Below are 21,158 nucleotides of genomic sequence, written 5' to 3' on the forward strand. Positions count from 1 at the left end.
CATGGTTCAGGTTCACGACGGTGGTGGTTCCGGACGGCCTCCCCTGCCCGACGGGGCGGGGCCGAACGAGCGGGCGCTGTACGAGATCTACGACTTCCAGTCGGGGATCGTGTCCTACACGGCGAGCCAGTGGACGACCACGGCGGAGGAGCTCACCGAGCTCGCGGCCAGCGTCCGCAAGGTCGTCAGCGACCTGCGCAACGCCCCTGACGGCGGCGAGGCGTGGAGTGGTGCCGCGGCGGAGGCGGCGTACGAGAGCCTGGGCCGGCTCGCGACCAACCTCGACCGCCACTCCGAGGACGTCACCAACATCGAGGGCGGGCTCACCGCCGCGGGCGACGCCGTCACCGACGCGCGCATCGCGTACGGCAACCGGGTGCGCACGGTCGACATCGACCTCGACCAGTCCGGGTACATGAAGACCGTGCCGGCGCCGCCCGTCGGGCCGCCGGTCCCGCCGCAGCTCGACCAGGGCGCGTACGACCAGGCGGTCGCCGCGGCCAAGGCGCAGCGGGAGGCCGAGGCGGCCACCGTGATGGCGACCTTCGAGACCCGGATGGAGACGGCGGCCAAGAAGCTGCCGGTCGAGCCGGCCGAGTCCCCGGTCACCGACAACCGCTACCCCTCCGGCGGCGGTGGCGGGGGCGGGAACTACCCCACCGGCAGCGGTCCGTCCGGCGGCAGCTACGTCGCACCCACGGGCGGCGGCGGCTGGACCCCCCGTGACCCCGACTGGGACGACGTCCCGGTTCCCCCGGACGACGACAATGACGGCCCGGACGAGATCTGCACCGGGTTCACCCCCGTCGACCCCACCCCCGACCCCGTCGTCCTCGACGGGGACGGCGACGGCACGCTGGGCCCCGGCACGGGCACCGGCCCGCTCCCCGGCACCACCGGTCCCGGTGGCACCCCGGGTGGTGGCGGTCTCGGCGCCGGAGGCACGGCCTTCGGGATGGGCGGCATGATCGCCGGCGGCGGGGCGGCGGCCCTGCTGGGTCGCGGCGGCCCCGGCGGCGCGGGCGCCTTCGGGCGCGGCGGTGTCGTGGGCGTCGGGAGCACCGGTGGTGCGGCCGGGCGCGGCGGCACCGGAGCAGCCGGTCGTGGCGGTACGGGCGGCAGCGGTCGGGCCTCGGTGGTCGCCGGTGGCGGCGGCCAGTCCGGCGCCGGTGGTCGCACCGGACGCTACGGCGTACCGAAGCTCGGCGAGCGGAGTGGGCGCGGTGGCGTCTCCGGCGCGGCCGGGTCCGCGGGCAGCCGCGGCGGCACGGACGACAAGCGCGACCCCCAGGACGTCGACCACCTCACCCACGAGGACGAGGAGACCTGGTTCGAGGGGGCCGACCAGGCGAGCAACCCCGTCTGGGAGTGAGGTCCGGCTCAGCCGGAGGTGAGGCGCCGCAGCGCCTCGATGCCGCCGGCCGCCACGACCCCGAACGGCAGGACGAGCACGACCGCGAGCGACTCGACGCGGTCGGCGAGGCGCGACATCCGCGTGGAGTGGTATCCGCCGGCGAGGGCCACGGCACCCACGACCGTGAGCAGCGCGACGGCAACGGTCGCCGTGACCAGCCAGACCACCCAGGTCGGGTGGGCCGCGAGCACGGCCACGGCCGCGGCGCCGGTGAGCGAGGCCGCGGCCCCGAGCATCGCGAACCGGGCGACGCGGTCGCGCACGGTGCGGGCCTGGTAGCCCATCGCCACGGCGGCGACCCCGGGCAGCACCCAGGCGGCCCACGGGGCCACCGTCGACTGGGGGGCGCCGAGCGCCACGACCCAGCCGGCCAGGGCGGCTGCGGCGGCGGCGTACCCGGTGCCCACCGAGACGACGGCGCGCGCCTGCGCCACGCGCTCGCGGACGTCGAGCGAGGTGACCCGGCGGCGGCGCCCGGCGTGGCGCTCGCGCACCGCCCAGATCGTGCTGGAGAGGCGGTCGGTGTCGACGAGCTGGGTCGGGTCGACCGTGAGGCTCGTGCTCGGCAGCGCCCGCACGACGACCGGCGCCAGCCCGATGACGAGGGCGCACGTGGCGACCGGCGACCAGCCGATCATCACCCCGGCCGCGAGGAGCCCACCCACGCCCGCGAGGCACGCCGTGGCCGTACGCTCGCCGCGGTCGGTGTCGGGACCGCCGGCCGAGCCGAGCGCGAGGACCACCACGCCGAGCGCGCAGGCCAGCGCACCGCGCACGGCCGTGCCCTGCGGGGAGGAGCCGAAGGGGGCGAGGAGGCCGGCGGCCACGGCGAGGGCCGGGGCGCCGACGAGCCGCACCGCGCCCGCCCCGGCGCGCTCCCGCGGGGCCACGAGCGTGACGAGCACCGCACTGGCGAGGAGCAGCAGCGCGCTGCCCCAGCGGGCCGCGGCCGACCCGAGCAGCCCGCCGCCGGCGGTGGCCGGTGCGAGGAGGGTGACGAGGGCGCCCGCGAGGCAGACCAGCCCGACCCCGACGACGAGCGCCGGGCCGACGACCTCCGGGCGGGGGGCCGCGGTGCGGCCGCGGGTGCGCACCCGCGGCCGGTCGCGCGCGGCCGTGCGCAGGGAGGCGCGGCTGACCGTGGCCTCGTCGAGGTCGTCGCGGCGGCGGGTGGAGTCGTCGACGACCGGGGCGGTCGGCTCGACGGTGGTGGCGCGGCCGCCTCCGGCCCACGCGGGACGGCCGCGGCGTCCTCCGGCGGCGTCACCGCGACCTCCGGGGGCCGACGACGAGCGGTCGATGCTCACGACGTCGCGGGTGACCTGGTGGGTGGTGGTGCGCACGACGGTGAGGACCGACCCGGCCGGCAGGTCGTCGCCGAGCCGGTCGTGCGGCCCGTAGACGTGGCCGGCCGCCGTGGCGACCGAGCTGGGGGAGGCGCTGGAGGAGATGCCGAGGACCGACAGGACGTCGGTGACCCGGGTCCCCACGGGCACGACGAGGTCGTAGCTGCGTTCGTCGGCGACGAGGGTGAGCTGGTGCGTCTGGTCCGCCACATTCCCTCCCCCCGAGGTGCTCGAATACCTGACCGGGCAGCGTCCGCCATGAACAATAGCCACAGGTACGGTGGGGCAGATCGACCAGTGGGACTCGGGAGGGGAACGGTATGACGGTGGCCGCGCGACGCGGTGCCCGCGAGGAGGCGCCCCGGGTGCCCACCGGGCGCATCGAGCTCCAGCCGCCGCCCGAGATCACCCCCTCCGACGGCGCCAGCGGGCTCCTGCTCCAGGCCGTCCCGATGCTCGGCTCGCTCGGCTCCATCGGCTTCGTCGCGATGTCGCAGAGCGGCCCGCGCGCGTGGTTCACCGCGGGCATGTTCCTCCTCGCCTCGGTCGGCTTCGTGGCCGCGAGCGGGGTCCGCCAGCGCCAGCAGCACACCGGGACCGTCCTCGCGGCCCGCCGCGAGTACCTCGCCTACCTCGCCGAGGTGCGCGGCACCATCCGCGACGCCGCCGGCCGCCAGCGCGAGGCCGCCCTGTGGGACTACCCCGACCCCGACGCCCTGCCGGCCATCGCCGCCGAGGGCACCCGGGTGTGGGAGCGCACCCCCTCCGACGCCGACTTCCTCCAGGTGCGGATGGGGACCACGTCCCAGCCGCTCTGCCTCACCCTCGAGCCGCCGGAGACCGCGCCGCTCGCCCAGCTCGACCCGGTGGCGGCCTCGGCGCTGCACCGGCTGCTCTCCACCCACCAGGTCCAGCCGGGCCTGCCGGCGTCGGTCGCGCTGCGGGCGTTCGCGCACGTCGAGGTCACCGGCGACGCCGATCCTGCGCGGGCGCTGGCCCGATCGCTCGTGCTGTCGGCCGCGATGCAGCACGCCCCCGAGGACCTCGTCATCGCCGCGTGCGTCTCGCGGGAGGCGCGCTCGGAGTGGGAGTGGCTCAAGTGGCTGCCGCACGCGCTTTCCACTCGTGAGCGCGACGCCGTCGGTCCGGTGCGCGTCGTGGGCGAGTCGGTCCACGACCTCCTGCGCCTGCTGCCGCAGGACATCGTCGAGCGGCCGCGCTTCGGCCCCAGCGACACGCCCTCGCTGCCGCACGTCCTCCTCGTCGTCGACGGCGGGGACGTCCCGCCCGGCAACCCGGTCGTCACGCCCGACGGCGTCCTCGGCGTCACCGTGCTCGACCTGCCCGAGCAGTGGGGCGAGATCACCTCCGGCTCCACCCTGCGCCTCGCCGTCGGCCACGAGGTCGAGCGCGGCCCGCGGGCCGGGACCCACCCGCTCGAGATCATCACCCTGGCGCGCGGCACCGCGCACGGGGTCGCCGACCAGCTGTCCACCGTGCGCGCCGAGGCCGCGGCCCGCCGGCTGGCGCCGCGCTACACCGCCGACGAGCCCGAGGTCCGCGACGCGCTGTCGTCCTCCACAGAGCTCGTCGACCTCCTCGGCACCGGCGACGTGCGCGACTTCGAGGCCGACACCGCCTGGCGCCCGCGCCTCCAGCGCGACCGGCTGCGCGTCCCCATCGGCGTCAACGAGGCGGGCGCGGTCGTGGCCCTCGACATCAAGGAGTCGGCCCAGCAGGGGATGGGGCCGCACGGCCTCGTCATCGGCGCCACCGGTTCGGGCAAGTCCGAGCTGCTGCGCACCTTGGTGCTGGCCCTGGCCATGACCCACTCGCCCGAGGCGCTGAACTTCGTCCTCGTCGACTTCAAGGGTGGTGCGACGTTCGCCGGGATGGCCGACATGCCGCACGTCTCCGCCGTCATCACCAACCTCGGCCAGGAGCTCACGCTCGTCGAGCGCATGCAGGACGCGCTCCAGGGCGAGATGACCCGCCGCCAGGAGCTGCTCCGCTCGGCCGGCAACTTCGCCAACGTCACCGACTACGAGCGCGCCCGGGCTCAGGGGGCCGACCTCGAGCCGCTGCCCGCGCTGCTCATCGTCGCCGACGAGTTCTCCGAGCTGCTCTCCGCCAAGCCCGAGTTCGCCGACCTCTTCGTGGCGATCGGCCGCCTCGGGCGCTCGCTGTCGATGCACCTCCTGCTCTCCTCCCAGCGGCTGGAGGAGGGGCGCCTGCGCGGGCTCGAGTCGCACCTGTCGTACCGCATCGGCCTGCGCACCTTCTCGGCCGGTGAGTCGCGCACCGTCATCGGCGTCCCCGACGCCTACGAGCTGCCGCCGGTTCCGGGCCTGGGCTACCTCAAGCCCGACCAGACGACGCTGCTGAAGTTCAAGGCCGCCTACGTGTCGGGCCCGCCGAAGGGGCGCCGGCGCCGCAGCACCGAGGTCGAGGCCGGTGCCGGGAGCACCGCCGAGATCATGCCGTTCACGCTCGCGCCGGTGGCCGTGGGCCGCGGGCGGACGAGCGAGGAGGCGCCGTCGGCCGGGGCCGCCGAGCCCGAGGAGCAGCGCGCGGTGTTCGACATCGCCGTCGCCCGGATGAAGGGCAAGGGCCGTCCGGCGCACCAGGTGTGGCTGCCGCCGCTCGACGTGCCGAACTCCCTGGACCAGGTGCTGGGCGACCTCGCCGCCGACCCCGAGCTCGGCCTGGTGAGCAAGCGCTGGCGCGAGCGCGGCTCGTACGTCTTCCCCGTGGGCATCGTCGACCGCCCGCTCGAGCAGCGGCGCGAGCTGTTCGTCCTGCGCCTCGGCGGGGCGGCGGGCCACGTCGCGGTCGTCGGTGGCCCGCGCACCGGCCGCAGCACGATGGCGCGCACCATCGTCACCGCGATCGCCCTCACCACGACCCCGCTCGAGAGCCAGGTCTACGTCCTCGACTTCGGAGGCGGCACGTTCACGCCGCTGGCCAAGCTGGCCCACGTGGCCGGGGTCGCCAACCGCAGCGAGCCGGAGGTCGTGCGCCGCCTCGTCGCCGAGATCCGCGGCATCGTCGACCAACGCGAGCAGTACTTCCGCGCCAACGGGATCGACTCCATCGAGACCTACCGCTCGCGGCGGGCCAACGGCCTGGTCGACGACGGGTACGGCGACGTCTTCCTGGTCGTCGACGGCTGGATGACGCTGCGCCAGGAGTTCGACGAGCTCGAGCAGCAGGTCATGGAGCTCGCCGGGCGCGGCCTGACCTTCGGCGTGCACGTCGTCGTCACGACCTCGCGCTGGATGGACTTCCGCAACCAGATCCGCGACGTCCTCGGCACCCGCATCGAGATGCGCCTGGGTGACCCCAGCGACTCCGAGGTCGACCGCCGCGTCGCGGCCAACGTCCCCAAGGGACGCCCCGGCCGCGGCCTGACGATGACCAAGCACCACTTCCTCAGCGCCGTGCCACGGGTCGACGACCGGGGGAGCGTCGACGACCTCGGCGACGGCGTCGAGGACCTCGTCACGCGGGTCAACGCCGCGTGGACCGGCAAGCGCGCGCCCAAGCTGCGCCTGCTGCCGGCCCAGGTCACCCTCGACGCCGTGCGCGAGCTCGCCGGCGCCGACGAGAAGCGCCTGCTCCTCGGTCTCGACGAGAGCAACCTGGCTCCCATCGGGCTCGACCTCAAGGAGGAGCCGCACGCCTACCTCCTCGGCGACGCCGACAGCGGCAAGTCGGCCTTCCTGCGCGGGTTCGCCCACGAGGTGGCCCGGCTCTACACGCCCGACGAGGCCAAGCTCTTCGTCGTCGACTACCGCCGGGCCCTGCTCGGCGAGCTGCCCGAGGAGCACGTCGGCGAGTACCTCACCACCGAGGACCAGACCGCCGCGGCCGCCGAGGGCATCGCCGAGTTCCTGCGCACCCGCCTCCCCGGGCCCGACGTCACGCCCGAGCAGCTGCGCGCCCGCTCGTGGTGGTCTGGTGCCGAGGTGTTCTTCCTCGTCGACGACTACGACCTCGTCGTCACGTCCTCCGGGAGCCCGCTGCGGCCGCTCGTGCCGCTGCTCGCGCAGGCCGGCGACGTCGGCCTCCACCTCGTCCTCACCCGCCGGATGGGTGGGGCGTCGCGGGCGCTGTTCGAGCCGGTGATGCAGTCGGTGCGCGACCTCGGCTCGCCGGGCATCCTGCTGTCGGGCAACCCCGACGAGGGGATGCTCATCGGGCGGGTCAAGCCGTCGGTGCAGCCGCCCGGGCGGGCGCGGATCGTGTCGCGCGAGCTCGGCGACCAGGTGCTCCAGCTGGCCTGGCACCCGCCGCGCCTCGGCTGACCCGCCCGCCGCGCCCCACCCTCCTCTCCTGTGGTCCCCGCTACGGGGCAGGACGTGTCGTGATCACGGCCTCTACTGCCCCGTAGCGCGCGGGGGAGGCGGTGTCCGAGGGTGTCGCGCTGGCCTAGGGTGGGCGCATGGAGCGCGTGTACCGACCGGTCATCCATGCGGCGAAGACGGTGTTCTTCCTGCAGGGGACGAAGTTCACGATGCTCGGCACGGAGAACGTCCCCCGTGAGGGCGGCGCCGTGATGGCGATCAACCACACCTCGTACCTCGACTTCATGTATGCCGGGCTGCCCGCGTGGCCGCACCGGCGGTACGTGCGGTTCATGGCGAAGAAGTCGATCTTCTCCCACCGCGTCGCCGGGCCGCTGATGCGCGGCATGGGCCACATCCCCGTCGACCGGCACAAGGGCGGCGAGGCGTTCGCCACCGCCATCCGGATGCTGCGCGCCGGCGAGATCGTGGGCGTGTTCCCCGAGGCGACGATGTCGCGCAGCTTCGAGCTCAAGGAGTTCAAGCCGGGCGCGGTGAAGATGGCGCAGGTCGCCGGCGTCCCCGTGCTGCCCGTCACCATCTGGGGCGGCCAGCGGGTGTGGAGCAAGGACCTGCCCAAGCACCTCGGCGTCGCGCGGATCCCGGTGTCCATCACCGTGGGTGAGCCGATCGAGATCGGCCGGCGCGAGCCCGTCGAGGAGGCCAACGCCCGCGTCAAGGCGGCGATGCAGGCCCAGCTCGACGTCCAGCAGGCGGCCTACCCGGCGCTGTCCGGCGACGACCTGCGCTACGTCCCGGCCCGGCTCGGCGGCACCGCCCCCACGCTCGACGCTGCGCACGCCGCCGACCTGCACGACATGACGCGCACCCGGGACAAGTTCACCGGCTGACCCACCGGGCTGCCGCGCCCCTCGGTCCTCAGGTGGCCGGGAGCCGGTCGCCGAGCAGGCGCCGGGCGATCTCGGCGACCTCCTCGTCGGTCACCTCGCGGGTGGCGGCGTCGGCGATGACCCCAGCACCTGCGTGTGGAACCGCTCGCTGACGTCGAGGTCGGTGACGGTGAGGGCGACGTGGTTCACGGCTGCGAAGGTCGGCGTGGCAGACCACTGTGCGGCCGGGCCACCGCACCGTCAAGGGAGCCGACACCACGACGGGTGACGGGCGGGCGTCCTCAGACGGGGTGGCCGAGGTGTGCCAGCGCCTGCCGGAGCAGGACGCCGTGGCCGCGGTCCATCTCGGCCTGGACGCCGGGGTCGAGGCACTGGTCGGGCGTGAGCCAGGTGAGGTCGAGGGCGTCGTTCTGCGGCGAGCAGTCGCCCGCGACCGGGACGACGAACGCGAGCGACACCGCGTGCTGGCGCGGGTCGTGGAACGGGGTGACGCCGGGGGTCGGGAAGTACTCGGCCACGGTGAACGGCTGCGGGCTCACCGGGACGCGGGGGAGCGCCATGGGGCCGAGGTCCTTCTCGATGTGGCGGAGCAGGGCGTCGCGGACGCGCTCGTGGTGGAGCACGCGCCCCGAGACCAGCTCTCGCGAGACGGTGCCCTCGCCGCCGAGGCGGAGCAGCACCCCGACCGCGGTGATCGCGCCGCGGTCGTCGACGCGCACGGGAACGGCGTCGACGTAGAGGATCGGGAGCTTCTGGCGGGCCGCGTCGAGGTCCTCGCGGCTCAGCCAGGCGGGGTCACGGTCCAGCTCGAGGGGACTCATGGCCCCGATCGTGCCATGTCGGTCACCCGCCCCCGGACGTGACCCACCGGCGCTGGACCGCGCCCGCCCCGGCGTCGGCAGCGAGTCACGGCGATGGCGCGGATGTCCCCGGATGACGCGGGTACACCCGCGTCAGTGGCGGACGTCCGCGTCACGCGTGGGGTCGGACGCCGCGAACGCCACGGGCTCCTCGAACGCCGCCCGCCGTGCCGCCCGGCGCAGAGCCCCGAGGACCGCCCGACCGGTCACGGCCACGAGCACCCCGGTCGTCACGGCCCGGCCGATGTCCCACCCGAGGCTCGTCGCCAGGGTGAACACGACGAAGCGGTGCAGGTTGTCGAGCAGCGGCTCGCCGGGGACGAACGACAGGCTCCCCGTCATCCCGGTGGCGAACGGCCAGAACGACAGGTTGAGCATGAGCCCGTAGAACAGCCCGGCCACCGCGCCGTACGCGACGAGGAGCACGAGCTCGACCCGGCCCCGCGCCGGAGGAAGCAGGCCCGCCCCCCAGCCGACCCACGCCGCCCCGAGCATCTGGAACGGCAGCCACGGCCCGACCCCACCGGTGACCAGCGCCGAGGCGAACAGCGTGGTCGCCCCGAGGACGAACCCGAACCCCGCCCCGAACACCCGCCCGCCGAGGACGAGGAGGAAGAAGACGGTCTCCAGCCCGGCGGTCCCGGCCCCGAGCGGGCGCAGCGCCGCCCCGATGGCGGACAGGACCCCGAGCATCGCCACGGCCTTGACGTCCATCCCGCCCTCGCTCAGCTCGGCGAGGACGACGGCCAGCAGCAGCGGGAGAACGAGCGCGAAGACGAGCGGGGCGTCGGTGCTGTGGGCGAGCCCCGAGCCCGGGCTGACGAAGAGCGGCCAGAGGAAGGCGAGCAGCCCGATGACGCTGACCAGCGCCACCGCCGTCGCCGACCGCGGGCGCAGCCGCACGACGCGCAGGCGGGTGCGGCCCGGGGCGGCACCGGGCGGGGAGGCGGTGGCCGTCATCGGCTCGGGACCGGGTCGAGGGCGGCGCGCACGTCGGCGACGGTGAGCCACGGCCCCGGCGCGGTCACCTTGGAGACCTGCGGGGCGAAGGCGGGGGAGGACACGACGACCTCGGCGGTCGGCCCGTCGGCGACGACCTCGCCGGCCGCCATCACGACCACCCGGTCGGCGCTCTCGGCCACGAACTCGACGTCGTGCGTCGAGACGACGACGGCGCGACCGCGGGCGGCGAGGTCGCGCAGGGTCGCGCTCAGCGAGGCCTTGGCCGTGGGGTCGAGGCCGCGGGTCGGCTCGTCGAGGAGGAGCACGGGCGGGTCGGCGGTGAGCTGCACGGCGAGGACGAGGGCCAGCTTCTGCCCCTCGGACAGGTCGCGCGGGTGCCGGTCGGCGGGGATGCCCGGGGCGATGCCCTCGAGGAGGCGGGCGCAGGTCCCGGTGTCGGTGCCGCTCTCGCGGTCGGCCTGGGCGCACTCGCCGCCCACGGTGTCGAGGTAGAGCAGGTCGGCGGCCGACTGGGGGACGAGCCCGACCCGCGCCCGCCGCTCCCCGGCCGCGAGCGACCGCGGGTCCACGGTGGCGGTCGCGCCCGGGGGCGTGGCGCGTACGGTGCCGGAGGTGAGCGGCCCGCTGCCCTGCAGCGCCCACAACAGGGTCGACTTGCCCGACCCGTTGCGCCCCATGACCGCCGCGACCTCGCCCGAGCGCAGGTCGAGGTCGACACCGGCCACGGCGATGACGTCGCCCGGGTAGCGCACGACGACGCCGCGCGCCGACACCATGACCCCCCCGGCGTCCCTGTCGTGACCGGTCGGTCGACCGTGCTCCGTGTCGAGGCTGGAGGTGAGGCGGGCGCGCAGCTCGCGGGCGGCGCGGCGGGCGTCACGCACCGACAGCGGCAGCGGCGACCACCCGGCCCACCGGCCGAGCTCGACGACGGGGGAGGTGATGTCGGAGTCGACCATCACGTCGGCCGGCGTGCCGGACACGACCTCGCCGGAGGGCGACACGTGCACCACCGTGTCGGCATAGTGCAGCACCCGCTCGACCCGGTGCTCGGCGACGACCACGGTGACCGCGAGGTCGTGCACGAGCCGCGTGATGGTGGCGAGCACCTCCTCGGCGCCGGTCGGGTCGAGGGCGGAGGTCGGCTCGTCGAGGAGGATGACGCGCGGGTGCGCCGTGAGCACCGACCCGATGGCCACGCGCTGCTGCTGCCCGCCGGACAGCTCGCGCAGGGCGGCGCCGCGCAGCTCGGCGATGCCGAGGAGGTCGAGCGTCTCCTCGACCCGCTTCCTCATCGTCGCGGCGGGCAGGCCGAGCTGCTCCATCCCGTAGGCGAGCTCCTCCTCGACCGTGTCGGTGACGAACCCGGCCAGCGGGTCCTGCCCGACGACCCCGACGAGGTCGGCGAGGTCGCGCGGCCGGAACTCGCGGGTGTCGCGACCGTGCACCCGGACGTGCCCGGCGAGGGTGCCGCCCGTGAAGTGGGGGACCCGGCCGCACATCGCCCCCAGCAGGGTCGACTTGCCCGACCCCGTGCGCCCGACGACCAGGGCGAGCTCGCCCTCGCCGACGGTGAGCGAGACGTCGCGCAGCACCGGTCGGTCCGACCCCGGGAGGGTGACCGACACGTGCTCGAGGCTGATGGCGTGCGGCTCAGTCACGTCCGGCCACCAGCTTCTCGTGGGCGCGCGACGACATCGAGATCCCGCCGCGCTGCGGCTCGCGAGACGGCGGCCGCGGCGGCTCGGGCGTCAGCACCGCCGGCAGGGCCCCGACGAGCAGACCACCCACGGCGAGCAGCGGCAGCGGTGGCAGGCCCAGCGGGGTGAGCGGCATCTCCAGGGCCATCGGCGTGGTCCGCGAGATCCAGACGAGCACCAGCGCGGCCACCGCCCCGCACCCGATCGTCAGCCACTCCGCACCGCGCCACGGGTCGGGACGGTACGTGGTCCGGGGCAGGTGCCGCCCGCCGAGCCAGAGCCCGACGCCCGACAGGACCAGCCCGAGCAGCAGCGTGGGGGTGCCCATCAGCGCCGGGGTCGAGGTGTCGAGGACGCCGTAGATGCCCAGCGCGCTCGCGAGCAGCCCGCCCAGGGTCAGCACCCCCGTCAGCAGGCGGGTCCGCCGCGGCAGCACCACCGTGCGGCCGTACCCGCGTGAGTCCATCGCCGCGGCGAGGAGGAGCGAGCGCTCGAGGGTGTCCTCGAGGACGGGCAGCGCCACCGCCTGCACCGATCGCAGCCCGCGCGTGGTGTCGCCGCGCAGCTGCCGGGCCCGGCGGACCCGTTGGACGCTCTCGGCCAGCTGCGGCGCCACCGACACCGAGACGACGACCGCCGAGCCGATCTCGTGCAGCGCGCCGGGCAGCGAGCGCAGCAGCCGCTTGGGGTTCGCCAGGGCGTTGGCCGCCCCGATGCAGGCGATGATCACGGCGAGCCGGCAGCCCTGCAGGGTCGCGAAGAGCAGCCCCTCGAGGTAGACCGTCCCGCCCACCTGGATGCCGGCCGCCCACGATGGCAGGGTCACCTCAGGGAGGTACACGAGCTCGACGGTCCCCATCTTCAGCCCGACGAGCACGTGCAGGACGATGCGCACGACGACGATCGCCAGGCCCAGCCAGAGGTAGAGCCGGAAGGCGCGCGCCCACGGCGACGAGCCGCGCCGCGAGGCGACGACGAGCGCGACGACCGCCAGCGCCAGCCCGAGCAGCAAGGGGTTGTTCGCGGTGCTGGAGGCCACGGCCATCCCGAGCGCCCACCCCCACCAGGCGGCCGGGTGGACCGCGCGCGGGAGGGTGGTGCTCATCGGCCCATCATGGCCCCGCCGGCTCAGGTGCGTCGTCTCCACGCCGCCCAGCCGGCACCGCCGGCCACGAGGGCGACGAGGGCCCCGCCGACCACGAGGGTGCCGACGTCGCCCGTGGCGTCCGTGGACGTCGGTGCCGCGGCCACCGTGGTGGCCTCGTCGCTCTCGGAGGAGGACGGGGTGGGGGTCGCGCTCGCGGTGACCGACGCGCTGGGCGTGGCCGACGCGCTCGGCGAGGCCGAGGGCTTCGGCGCAGCCGAGCGGGCCGTGGCGGAGCCGTTCGTGGTGGTCGCGGCCCGCGGGGTCACCGTCGCCCTCGGCTTCGCGGTCTGGGTGCGCGGCGTCGTGGTGCGGGTCGTCGTCGCCGGGGTCGGCGCCGGCGCGCTCGTGGCCGGGGGAGCGGTGCGGGGCTGCTGCCCCGAGCCGAACCGGAAGCCCACGACGCTGCCCGGGGCCGGGTCGTAGCTCGTGGCGCCGCTGCTGCTGTAGGTCCAGCTCCCGCCGCGCGAGGCGTGGAAGAACGCCCAGTACGCGTCGGCCGGAGGCATCCGCACGCACGGGTCGGACGACGGGAAGCCGTCGATCCGGCAGATGGCGCTGGGGAACTGCTGCACCGGGGTCACGCTGTGGCCGGTGGCCTCGAGGGCCTTCCACGCCGACGACGGGTCACCCGACGCGCACCGGATGCTCGTCGAGCTGCCGGTGTCGACGACGACGGTGACGCCCGAGGTGCCCGAGCAGGCGGCGGCGCTCGCCGGCCCCGCCGTGGCGACGAACCCGGTGAGGACCAGGCCCGCGGCAGCGGCGGTGCCGGCGAGGCGACCGAGGAGACGACGGTGGGACGCGCGACGCATCAGGCGTGCGCCCCCCGGCGGTGCGAGGCGGCGACGGCGACGCCACCGACGACGAGCAGGACCAGGCCCGCGCCGACCGGCCACAGCAGGTCCGAGCCGGTCTGGGCGAGGGCGTCCGGGCCGGAGGCGACCGGGGAGACCGTCTCGCCGCCGTCGGAGCCGGAGGTCGGCGCGGTCGAGCCCGTGGGGCTGGCGCCACCGGTGGAGGTGGGCTCGCCGGTGGAGGTGGGCTCCACCGGGCACTCGGTCGCGGGCTCGGGGTCGGAGGCCTCCGCGGCGAGGGCGTCGAGCAGGGAGCCGCCGGCGAGGCCGAGGGTCGCCTGCGGGGTGGCCCGCAGGTCGGTGTCGCTCGGCGTCGTCGTCGAGCGGGTGGTCGTCGAGTAGGCGATGCCGCCCTCGAGCGCCGCGACGCTGTCGTCGTACTGGAGGGTCGCGATGAAGGTCGCGGCCTCGTCGGCGTCGGTGGTCCGCCCGCCGGCCGAGAAGGCCTGCGCGGCGACGCCGGTGGTGTTGGCGTTCGCCTCGCCCTCGCTGCCGACGATTCCGCCACCCGGGCCCTGGAGGGCCGCGAGGCGGGCGAGGGCCTCGTCGGCGGCGTCGCCCGCACGGGCGGGGAGGCCGTCGGCGCCGGTGCCGCAGACGAGGGTGCCGGCCGCGGCGAGGAGCGCCTGGGCGGCGAAGCCCGTGGCGTCGGCGTCGGAGGTGCACGTGGCGCCGCCGATGGAGCCGCGGAACCCGCCGTCGGAGCACTGCTGGTCGAGCAGCAGCTCGACCGAGGCCGCGGAGAGCGGCTCACCCGCGCGCGAGAGGGCGATGAGGGCCAGGGACTGGCCGATGGTGTTCGAGTAGTCGCCGTACGCGGAGTCGTCGCTGAACCGGCCCGCGCCCGTCTCGAGGTCCTCGAGGTCGGCGACGAGGTCGTGGCCGCCGAAGTCGGTCGGGTCGCCACCCGCGGCGAGGACGCCGAGGAGCGCCTTGGCCGTGGGGCCGGCGTAGTACTCGTCGAAGTCGGAGCCGGTGTAGCCGCCGAGGTTCTCGTCGAGGTAGGCCAGCGACGCGGCGAGCTGGGCGTCCTGCGTGCCCACGGCGCTCAGCGCGATGATCGCGTCGATGGTGTTGCCACCGTCGAAGTACGTGCCGCCGGGGTAGACGTAGTGGTCGTCGCCGTCGGCGAGGGTGCGCGCGATGAAGGCGGCGGCGGCCTCGGACTCGGGAGAGGCGGCGAGCGCGGCGAGGGCGCTCTTCGCGGAGGAGGCCTTGGCGGGGGCGCTCGGCGCGGGTGCCGAGACGCTCGGCCCGGGAGTGGCCGAGACCTCGGCGGAGGGCTCCGGGGTGGCGGTGGCGCTCTCGGTGGCCGACGGCTCGGCCGACGAGGAGGGCTCCGACGACGCGACGGGGGCGGACCCGGTGGGCGTGACGGTGGGGGTGGGCTCGGCGCTGGGGTCGGCGAACGCGACGCCGACGGGGCCGCCCACCAGGGCGGCGGCGACGAGCAGGGTCCCGGCGCGACGCATCGCGGCGCGGGTGGTGGTGGGGGACATCGGTGCCTCTCATGGCGGTTCGTGACGACCGCCCGAAGCACCGGAAACCCGGGGTCTCGGGCTCCGTCCCGCATTCCTCGACGGGTGAACTGGAGCCGCGCGCACCTGCTGGGCATTCCGACTCGCCACGATCGCTCGTGACCTACGGCTGCGGGACAGTGCCGGACTTCGACCGGCTTCCCCCTGCAGAGGCGTTGGGTGTTGCCGTCCCGGAGGACGACGCGCCGACTCTACCGCCTCCGCGACCCGGTGGGGAGACCGCGCCCACCGTGGGTAGGATCACCTCCCAGGGCGTCCGAGCCGTCATCAGCGGCGAGCCCTCCGGAAGAACGGGACCACCCCCTCACGGGAGCGGTCCTCACTAGACCCGGACGTCGGGGTCACGTCACGACCTGGTGCAAGAGCGGCCGCCGGCAACGGGGGCAAGCGAGGTGGTACCGCGGTGGTCCCGCTTCGGCGTCCGGTCCGGATGTCGTGGTGAGCCGTCGTCCTCGTGGTCAACGAGCGATGACGACCCCGCAGGAGCACCCCCATGACGTACCCCAAGGTCAGCACGACCGGTGAGCACACCGGCGCCGCCTTCGGCGTGCCCGCGAGCCCCCGGTTCCCGCAGGTGGAGGAGGCGGTGCTCGCCCACTGGGCGGCCGACGACACCTTCCGCGCCTCGGTGGAGAACCGGCCCACGGGGGAGCGGGGCGAGAACGAGTTCGTCTTCTACGACGGCCCGCCCTTCGCCAACGGCCTGCCGCACTACGGCCACCTGCTCACCGGGTACGTCAAGGACGTCGTCCCGCGCTACCAGACGATGCGCGGCCGCCGGGTCGAGCGCCGCTTCGGCTGGGACACGCACGGCCTGCCGGCTGAGCTCGAGGCGATGCGCCTCAACGGCATCAAGACCACCGACGAGATCCTCGAGCTGGGCATCGAGAAGTTCAACGAGGCCTGCCGCGACTCGGTGATGAAGTACACGGGCGACTGGCGCGAGTACGTCACCCGCCAGGCGCGCTGGGTCGACTTCGACCACGACTACCGCACGATGAACCCCGACTACATGGAGTCGGTGATCTGGGCGTTCAAGTCGCTGTTCGACAAGGGCTACGTCTACGAGGGCTTCCGCGTCCTGCCGTACTGCTGGAACGACGAGACCCCGCTGTCCAACCACGAGCTGCGGATGGACGACGAGGTCTACCAGAACCGCCAGGACCCCGCCGTCACCGTCGGGTACGTCCTGACCGACACCGGTGAGGACGCCGTCCTCGACGGCGCCCACGTCCTCGTGTGGACGACGACGCCGTGGACCCTGCCCTCGAACCTCGCGGTGATGGTCGGCTCCGCCATCGACTACGTCGTCGTCGAGGGTCCGGTGCCCGGCACCGACACCACCGCCCGCTACCTCCTCGCCGAGGCCCGCCTGCCCGCCTACGCGCGCGAGCTGGCCGACGCCGAGGGTGAGTTCACCGTGCTCGGGCGCTACACGGGCGCCGACCTCGTGGGCCGCACCTACGCGCCGCCGTTCTCCTACTACGCCGACCACGAGAACGCGTTCCGCGTCGTCGCGGCCGACGACGCCGTCACCACCACCGACGGCACCGGCGTGGTCCACACCGCCGGCGCGTTCGGTGAGGTCGACAAGGAGGTCACCGACCGCGAGGGCATCGAGGCCGTGATGCCGGTGAGCAAGAGCGGGCGCTTCACCGTTCCGGTCGCCGACTACGAGGACGTCCAGGTCTTCGACGCGAACCCGATGATCATCGACCACCTGCGCAACGCCACGAAGGGTGAGGGCTCCACCGGCTCGGTCACTCCGGGGACGGTCCTCCTGCGCCGCGAGACCTACGACCACAGCTACCCGCACTGCTGGCGCTGCCGCGAGCCCCTCATCTACAAGGGCGTCGAGTCGTGGTTCGTCGAGGTCACCGCGTTCAAGGACCGCATGGTCGAGCTGAACAAGGAGATCACCTGGGTCCCTGAGCACGTCAAGGACGGCCAGTTCGGCAAGTGGCTCGAGAACGCCCGCGACTGGTCGATCACCCGGAACCGCTTCTGGGGCAGCCCGGTTCCCGTCTGGAAGTCCGACGACCCGGCCCACCCGCGCATCGACGTCTACGGCTCGTTCGCCGAGCTCGAGCGCGACTTCGGCGACCTCCCGCGCGACCGTGACGGCAACCCCGACCTGCACCGGCCGTTCGTCGACGAGCTCACGCGGCCCAACCCGGACGACCCCACGGGTCGCTCGACGATGCGGCGGGTGGAGGACGTCCTCGACGTCTGGTTCGACTCGGGCTCGATGTCGTACGCGCAGGTGCACTACCCGTTCGAGAACGCCGACTGGTTCGCCGGCACCGACACCGAGGACGCGCACTTCCCCGCCGACTTCATCGTCGAGTACATCGGCCAGACCCGCGGCTGGTTCTACACGCTGCACGTCCTGGCCACCGCGCTGTTCGACCGTCCCGCCTTCTCGTCGTGCATCAGCCACGGCATCGTCCTGGGCAACGACGGCCAGAAGATGAGCAAGTCGCTGCGCAACTACCCGGACGTCACCGAGGTCTTCGACCGCGACGGCGCCGACGCGATGCGCTGGTTCCTCATGGCCTCGCCGATCCTGCGCGGCGGCAACCTCGTCGTCACCGAGGAGGGCATCCGCGAGGGCGTGCGACAGGTCCTCATCCCGCTGTGGAACAGCTGGTCGTTCTTCGCGCTCTACGCCAACGCGATGGACGGCGGAGCCGGCTACGAGGCCCAGTGGTCCACGGCCTCCACCGACCCGCTCGACCGCTACCTCGTGGCCAAGCTGCGGGTCCTCGTCGACACCGTCCAGGGGCAGCTCGACACCTACGACGTCCCGGGTGCCTGCGAGTCGGTACGCCAGTTCGTCGACGTGCTCACCAACTGGTACATCCGCCGCTCGCGAGAGCGGTTCTGGGACACCGGTTCCGGCGACGGATCGGCGGCCCGGGCGGCGTTCGACACCCTCTTCACGGCGCTCGAGGTCGTCACCCGCGTCACGGCGCCGCTGCTGCCGCTCGTCACCGAGGAGATCTGGCGCGGCCTCACCGGCGGTCGCTCGGTCCACCTCGAGGACTGGCCGGACGCGTCGCTCCTCCCGGCCGACGACGAGCTCGTCGCCGCGATGGACCAGGTCCGCGCGGTCTGCTCCACGGGGTCCTCGCTGCGCAAGGCCGAGAAGCTGCGGGTCCGCCTGCCGCTCACCGAGCTCACCGTCGTCACCCCCGACCCGGCGGCCTTCGAGCCGTTCGCCGGCATCGTCGCCGACGAGCTCAACGTCAAGTCGGTGCGCGTCCTCGACGTCGCCGACGCGTCGGGCTCCGACTTCGGGATCAGCCGACGGCTCACCGTCAACGCGCGTGCCGCGGGCCCGCGCCTGGGCCGCGAGGTGCAGGTCGCCATCAAGGGCAGCAAGTCCGGTGACTGGTCGGTGGCCGACGACGGCACCGTCACCTCGGGCGGGCTCGCGCTCGTCGAGGGCGAGTACACCCTCGACACCGTCGTCGACGCCGGCCAGGCGGGTACGCGGGCCACGGCGATGCTGCCCGGGGGCGGCTTCGTCGTCCTCGACACCGACGTCACGCCCGAGCTCGAGCTCGAGGGCGCGGCGCGCGACCTCGTCCGGGCGGTCCAGCAGGCCCGCCGCGACGCCGGGCTCGACGTCTCCGACCGCATCTCCCTCGAGGTGGCCGGGGCCGAGTTCGTCTACCGGGCCGTGCTCAACCACCGCGACCTCGTCACCGGCGAGACCCTCGCCGAGCAGCTGACGGTGGGGCCCGACCTCGACGCGCTGGCGGCCGACGGCGACGGCGTGACCGAGGTCGTCGTCGGCGAGCGCTACCCCGTGCGCCTGCGCGTCTCGCTGCGCTAGGCACCTCTCCCGCACGACCTCCCCGCGCCACGGGGAGGTCGTGCGGGATTCAACGAGGTCCGAGGGGGTGCGTGCGCCCACCTGCGGGTCTAGGTTGCCTTGGTGGCGCATAGTCGCCGCACAGCAAGGGTCACCCCCCGACGCAGCAGGAGCAGCCGATGAAGTCTCTACCTGTCCACACCCGACGACTTCCGATGACGGTGGCGCTCGCTGCCGCGGTCGTCCTCACCGGGGCGGGGGTGTCCGCAGCGACGCCCTCTCCTTCCGGGGAGAAGGTCCAGGTCGTCCACGTCAACGCCAAGACGCCCGCCGAGCGCACCAAGGTGAACAACCTGGGGCTCGACACGACCGAGCACGGTGACGCGTCGGGTGTCGAGGTCCTCCTCCACTCCGCCGCCGACGCCAAGAGGCTGCGCGACGCCGGGTTCACCTGGCGCGTCGAGGACGCCGACCTCGCCGCCACGATGCGCAAGGCCCGTGCCGCCGACAAGGCGTACGCCGCCTCCGTCGCCGCGTCCGGCCTGCCGAGCGGGCGCACGTCGTACCGCACCCTCGACGAGGTCAACGCCGAGCTGGCCCAGCTCGCGGCCACCTACCCGACCCTCGTCAAGCCGCTGACCCTGGAGCGCAAGAGCGTCGAGGGTCGCGACGTCAAGGGCATCGAGATCACGACCAACGCCGCGAACGTCGACGACGGCAAGCCCGTCATGCTGATGATGGGCGCGCACCACGCGCGCGAGTGGCCCTCGGTCGAGCACTCGATGGAGTGGGCGTACGAGCTGCTCAAGGGCTACGGCACCGACGCCCGCGCCACGAACATCGTGCAGAAGACGCGCACCATCATCGTGCCGGTCGTCAACGTCGACGGCTTCGTCATCAGCCGCTCCGCCGCCCCCATCGGCGACTTCGGCACCTTCGACTACGAGATGAAGCGCAAGAACTGCACCATCTCCGCCAACACGCCCGCGGCGTACCGCACCGGCACCTGCAACGCGAACCTCGCCGGCCGCCTGCGCGGCACCGACCCGAACCGCAACTACCCCGGCTTCTGGGGCGGCAACGGCGCGAGCACCTCGTGGAGCAGCGACACCTACCGCGGTGACGGCCCCGGCGACACCCCCGAGGTCGACAACATCAAGCGGCTGATCTCCAGCCGCCAGGTCACGAACCTCATCACCAACCACACCTTCAGCAACCTCGTGCTGCGCCCGCCGTCGCTGCTCTCCACCGGGTACTCGCCCGACGAGCCGCAGTACAAGGCCCTCGGCAAGAGCATGACCGACGCGAACTCGTACTCGAACTGGGCCTCGTTCCAGCTGTACGACACCTCCGGGTCGGTCGAGGACTGGAGCTACTGGCAGACCGGTGGCTTCGGGTTCACCTTCGAGATCGGCACCGAGGGCTTCCACCCCGAGTACCAGAACGCCGTCGTCGCCGAGTACCTCGGCCTCGAGCCGGCAGCGGGTGCGGGCAAGGGCGGCAACCGCGAGGCCTACTACCGGATGGCCGAGGCGACGGTCGACAAGGCGTTCCACTCGACCATCACGGGCACGGCCCCCGCGGGCCGCGTGCTCACGGTGAGCAAGTCGTTCCAGACGCTGACCTCGCCGGTGAACCAGCCGGACGGCTCGGTGGGAGCACCCGTCGCGTACCAGAACGACCTCTCGTCGTCGCTGAAGACGACCGGTGGCAAGTTCTCGTGGGCGGTCAACCCGTCGACGCGTCCGGTCGTCGCCGGCCGCTGGGGTCGTGACCCCGCGGCGCCGGCGCAGCCGACGCAGGCGCTGACCAACCCGGCCGGCACGCCGGGGACGTTCGAGTCGGAGACGACGACGTTCACCATCGGCGGCATGCCGCAGTACGACAACTTCAAGGCCGAGGTGCGGGTCCAGTGGCCCGACGCCAACGTCGACTGGGACGTCGTCATCTACAACGAGGCCGGTGAGGTCGTGGGCTCCGCGGAGACCCTGGCCGACCCGGAGGTGGCGCTGCTCATCGAGCCCGTCCCCGGTACCTACACCGTCGAGCTCATCAACTACGACGGTGGCGAGACGAGCGACTGGACCGGCGAGGTCCGCTTCGGCGGTCCCGACCCGGCCAACTACACCGGCGTCAAGGAGGCGTGGACCCTCACGTGCTCGACGACCGGTGGCGCGATGGTCTCGCAGCGCTCGGTCATCGTCGACCGCGGCAAGACCGTGGACGTCGGCAACGCCTGCAAGAAGGCCAAGGGCTGAACCACCCTGCGCCGCAGCCGAACCGGTCCAGCTGGGCCGGTTCGGCTGCGGCAGGGGTGAA

At 74.1% G+C, this 21,158-nt stretch carries 12 protein-coding genes and 1 riboswitch; of the genes, 5 read left to right on the top strand and 7 right to left on the bottom strand.

Going from position 1 to position 21,158, the window contains the following annotated elements; all coding sequences use genetic code 11:
- The first annotated feature begins 1 nt into the window (after position 1).
- The gene (locus ACFLFB_RS07510) at positions 2 to 1,372 is read left to right on the top strand and encodes a hypothetical protein (RefSeq protein ID WP_392545086.1); all 1,371 of its coding nucleotides are present in this window, start codon (positions 2 to 4) and stop codon (positions 1,370 to 1,372) included.
- A gap of 8 nt (positions 1,373 to 1,380) precedes the next feature.
- On the opposite strand, the gene ACFLFB_RS07515 is transcribed toward ACFLFB_RS07510, so the two are convergent.
- Positions 1,381 to 2,970, bottom strand: coding sequence for a hypothetical protein (locus ACFLFB_RS07515; protein ID WP_392545087.1), 1,590 nt, complete (start codon positions 2,968 to 2,970; stop codon positions 1,381 to 1,383).
- A gap of 110 nt (positions 2,971 to 3,080) precedes the next feature.
- Here ACFLFB_RS07515 and eccCa point away from each other — a divergent pair, with 110 nt between their 5' ends.
- Positions 3,081 to 7,067, top strand: coding sequence for a type VII secretion protein EccCa (gene eccCa, locus ACFLFB_RS07520; RefSeq protein WP_392545088.1), 3,987 nt, complete (start codon positions 3,081 to 3,083; stop codon positions 7,065 to 7,067).
- A 137-nt stretch (positions 7,068 to 7,204) separates the two neighbouring features.
- Complete coding sequence (locus ACFLFB_RS07525) at positions 7,205 to 7,957, top strand: lysophospholipid acyltransferase family protein (protein ID WP_392545089.1); 753 nt, start codon at positions 7,205 to 7,207, stop codon at positions 7,955 to 7,957.
- A 281-nt stretch (positions 7,958 to 8,238) separates the two neighbouring features.
- Here ACFLFB_RS07525 and ACFLFB_RS07530 read toward each other — a convergent pair whose 3' ends face one another.
- The 6 genes from ACFLFB_RS07530 to ACFLFB_RS07555 form a co-directional block, all read right to left on the bottom strand.
- The gene (locus tag ACFLFB_RS07530; RefSeq protein ID WP_392545090.1) at positions 8,239 to 8,778 is read right to left on the bottom strand and encodes an NUDIX hydrolase family protein; all 540 of its coding nucleotides are present in this window, start codon (positions 8,776 to 8,778) and stop codon (positions 8,239 to 8,241) included.
- Between the two features lie 132 nt (positions 8,779 to 8,910).
- Positions 8,911 to 9,777 carry an ECF transporter S component gene (locus ACFLFB_RS07535; RefSeq protein ID WP_392545091.1) on the bottom strand — a complete coding sequence of 289 codons (867 nt, stop codon included), beginning with the start codon at positions 9,775 to 9,777 and terminating at the stop codon, positions 8,911 to 8,913.
- A complete protein-coding gene (locus tag ACFLFB_RS07540) occupies positions 9,774 to 11,441 on the bottom strand; it encodes an ABC transporter ATP-binding protein (protein ID WP_392545092.1) in 1,668 nt (555 codons plus the stop codon). The genes ACFLFB_RS07535 and ACFLFB_RS07540 overlap by 4 nt, the downstream gene beginning before the upstream one ends.
- Positions 11,434 to 12,585, bottom strand: a complete 1,152-nt coding sequence (locus ACFLFB_RS07545) for an energy-coupling factor transporter transmembrane component T (protein ID WP_392545093.1) — start codon at positions 12,583 to 12,585, stop codon at positions 11,434 to 11,436. Before ACFLFB_RS07545 ends, ACFLFB_RS07540 begins: the two co-directional genes overlap by 8 nt.
- Positions 12,586 to 12,608: 23 nt before the next feature.
- Entirely contained in the window at positions 12,609 to 13,439 is an 831-nt protein-coding gene (locus ACFLFB_RS07550) for a hypothetical protein (RefSeq protein WP_392545094.1), read from the bottom strand.
- Entirely contained in the window at positions 13,439 to 14,980 is a 1,542-nt protein-coding gene (locus ACFLFB_RS07555) for a hypothetical protein (protein ID WP_392545095.1), read from the bottom strand. The genes ACFLFB_RS07550 and ACFLFB_RS07555 overlap by 1 nt, the downstream gene beginning before the upstream one ends.
- 110 nt (positions 14,981 to 15,090) lie before the next feature.
- A riboswitch (cobalamin riboswitch) is annotated at positions 15,091 to 15,165 on the bottom strand.
- Positions 15,166 to 15,512: 347 nt separating this feature from the next.
- Between ACFLFB_RS07555 and ileS the strand changes: the two genes are divergently transcribed.
- Both ileS and ACFLFB_RS07565 read left to right on the top strand, forming a co-directional pair.
- Positions 15,513 to 18,860 carry an isoleucine--tRNA ligase gene (gene ileS, locus ACFLFB_RS07560; protein ID WP_392545096.1) on the top strand — a complete coding sequence of 1,116 codons (3,348 nt, stop codon included), beginning with the start codon at positions 15,513 to 15,515 and terminating at the stop codon, positions 18,858 to 18,860.
- A 194-nt stretch (positions 18,861 to 19,054) separates the two neighbouring features.
- The gene (locus ACFLFB_RS07565; RefSeq protein ID WP_392545097.1) at positions 19,055 to 21,097 is read left to right on the top strand and encodes a M14 family metallopeptidase; all 2,043 of its coding nucleotides are present in this window, start codon (positions 19,055 to 19,057) and stop codon (positions 21,095 to 21,097) included.
- Positions 21,098 to 21,158 lie beyond the last annotated feature (61 nt).

This window comes from Oryzobacter telluris, assembly GCF_043099285.1.
Classification (GTDB): Bacteria; Actinomycetota; Actinomycetes; order Actinomycetales; family Dermatophilaceae; genus Oryzobacter; species Oryzobacter telluris.

Bases quoted from the DNA above. Each gene is read 5' to 3' on its own strand.
- ACFLFB_RS07510 (WP_392545086.1), top strand. From the start codon at position 2: ATGGTTCAGGTTCACGACGGTGGTGGTTCCGGACGGCCTCCCCTGCCC.
- eccCa (WP_392545088.1), top strand. From the start codon at position 3,081: ATGACGGTGGCCGCGCGACGCGGTGCCCGCGAGGAGGCGCCCCGGGTG.
- ACFLFB_RS07525 (WP_392545089.1), top strand. From the start codon at position 7,205: ATGGAGCGCGTGTACCGACCGGTCATCCATGCGGCGAAGACGGTGTTC.
- ACFLFB_RS07530 (WP_392545090.1), bottom strand. From the start codon at position 8,778: ATGAGTCCCCTCGAGCTGGACCGTGACCCCGCCTGGCTGAGCCGCGAG.
- ACFLFB_RS07535 (WP_392545091.1), bottom strand. From the start codon at position 9,777: ATGACGGCCACCGCCTCCCCGCCCGGTGCCGCCCCGGGCCGCACCCGC.
- ACFLFB_RS07545 (WP_392545093.1), bottom strand. From the start codon at position 12,585: ATGAGCACCACCCTCCCGCGCGCGGTCCACCCGGCCGCCTGGTGGGGG.
- ACFLFB_RS07550 (WP_392545094.1), bottom strand. From the start codon at position 13,439: ATGCGTCGCGCGTCCCACCGTCGTCTCCTCGGTCGCCTCGCCGGCACC.
- ACFLFB_RS07555 (WP_392545095.1), bottom strand. From the start codon at position 14,980: ATGTCCCCCACCACCACCCGCGCCGCGATGCGTCGCGCCGGGACCCTG.
- ileS (WP_392545096.1), top strand. From the start codon at position 15,513: ATGACGTACCCCAAGGTCAGCACGACCGGTGAGCACACCGGCGCCGCC.
- ACFLFB_RS07565 (WP_392545097.1), top strand. From the start codon at position 19,055: ATGACGGTGGCGCTCGCTGCCGCGGTCGTCCTCACCGGGGCGGGGGTG.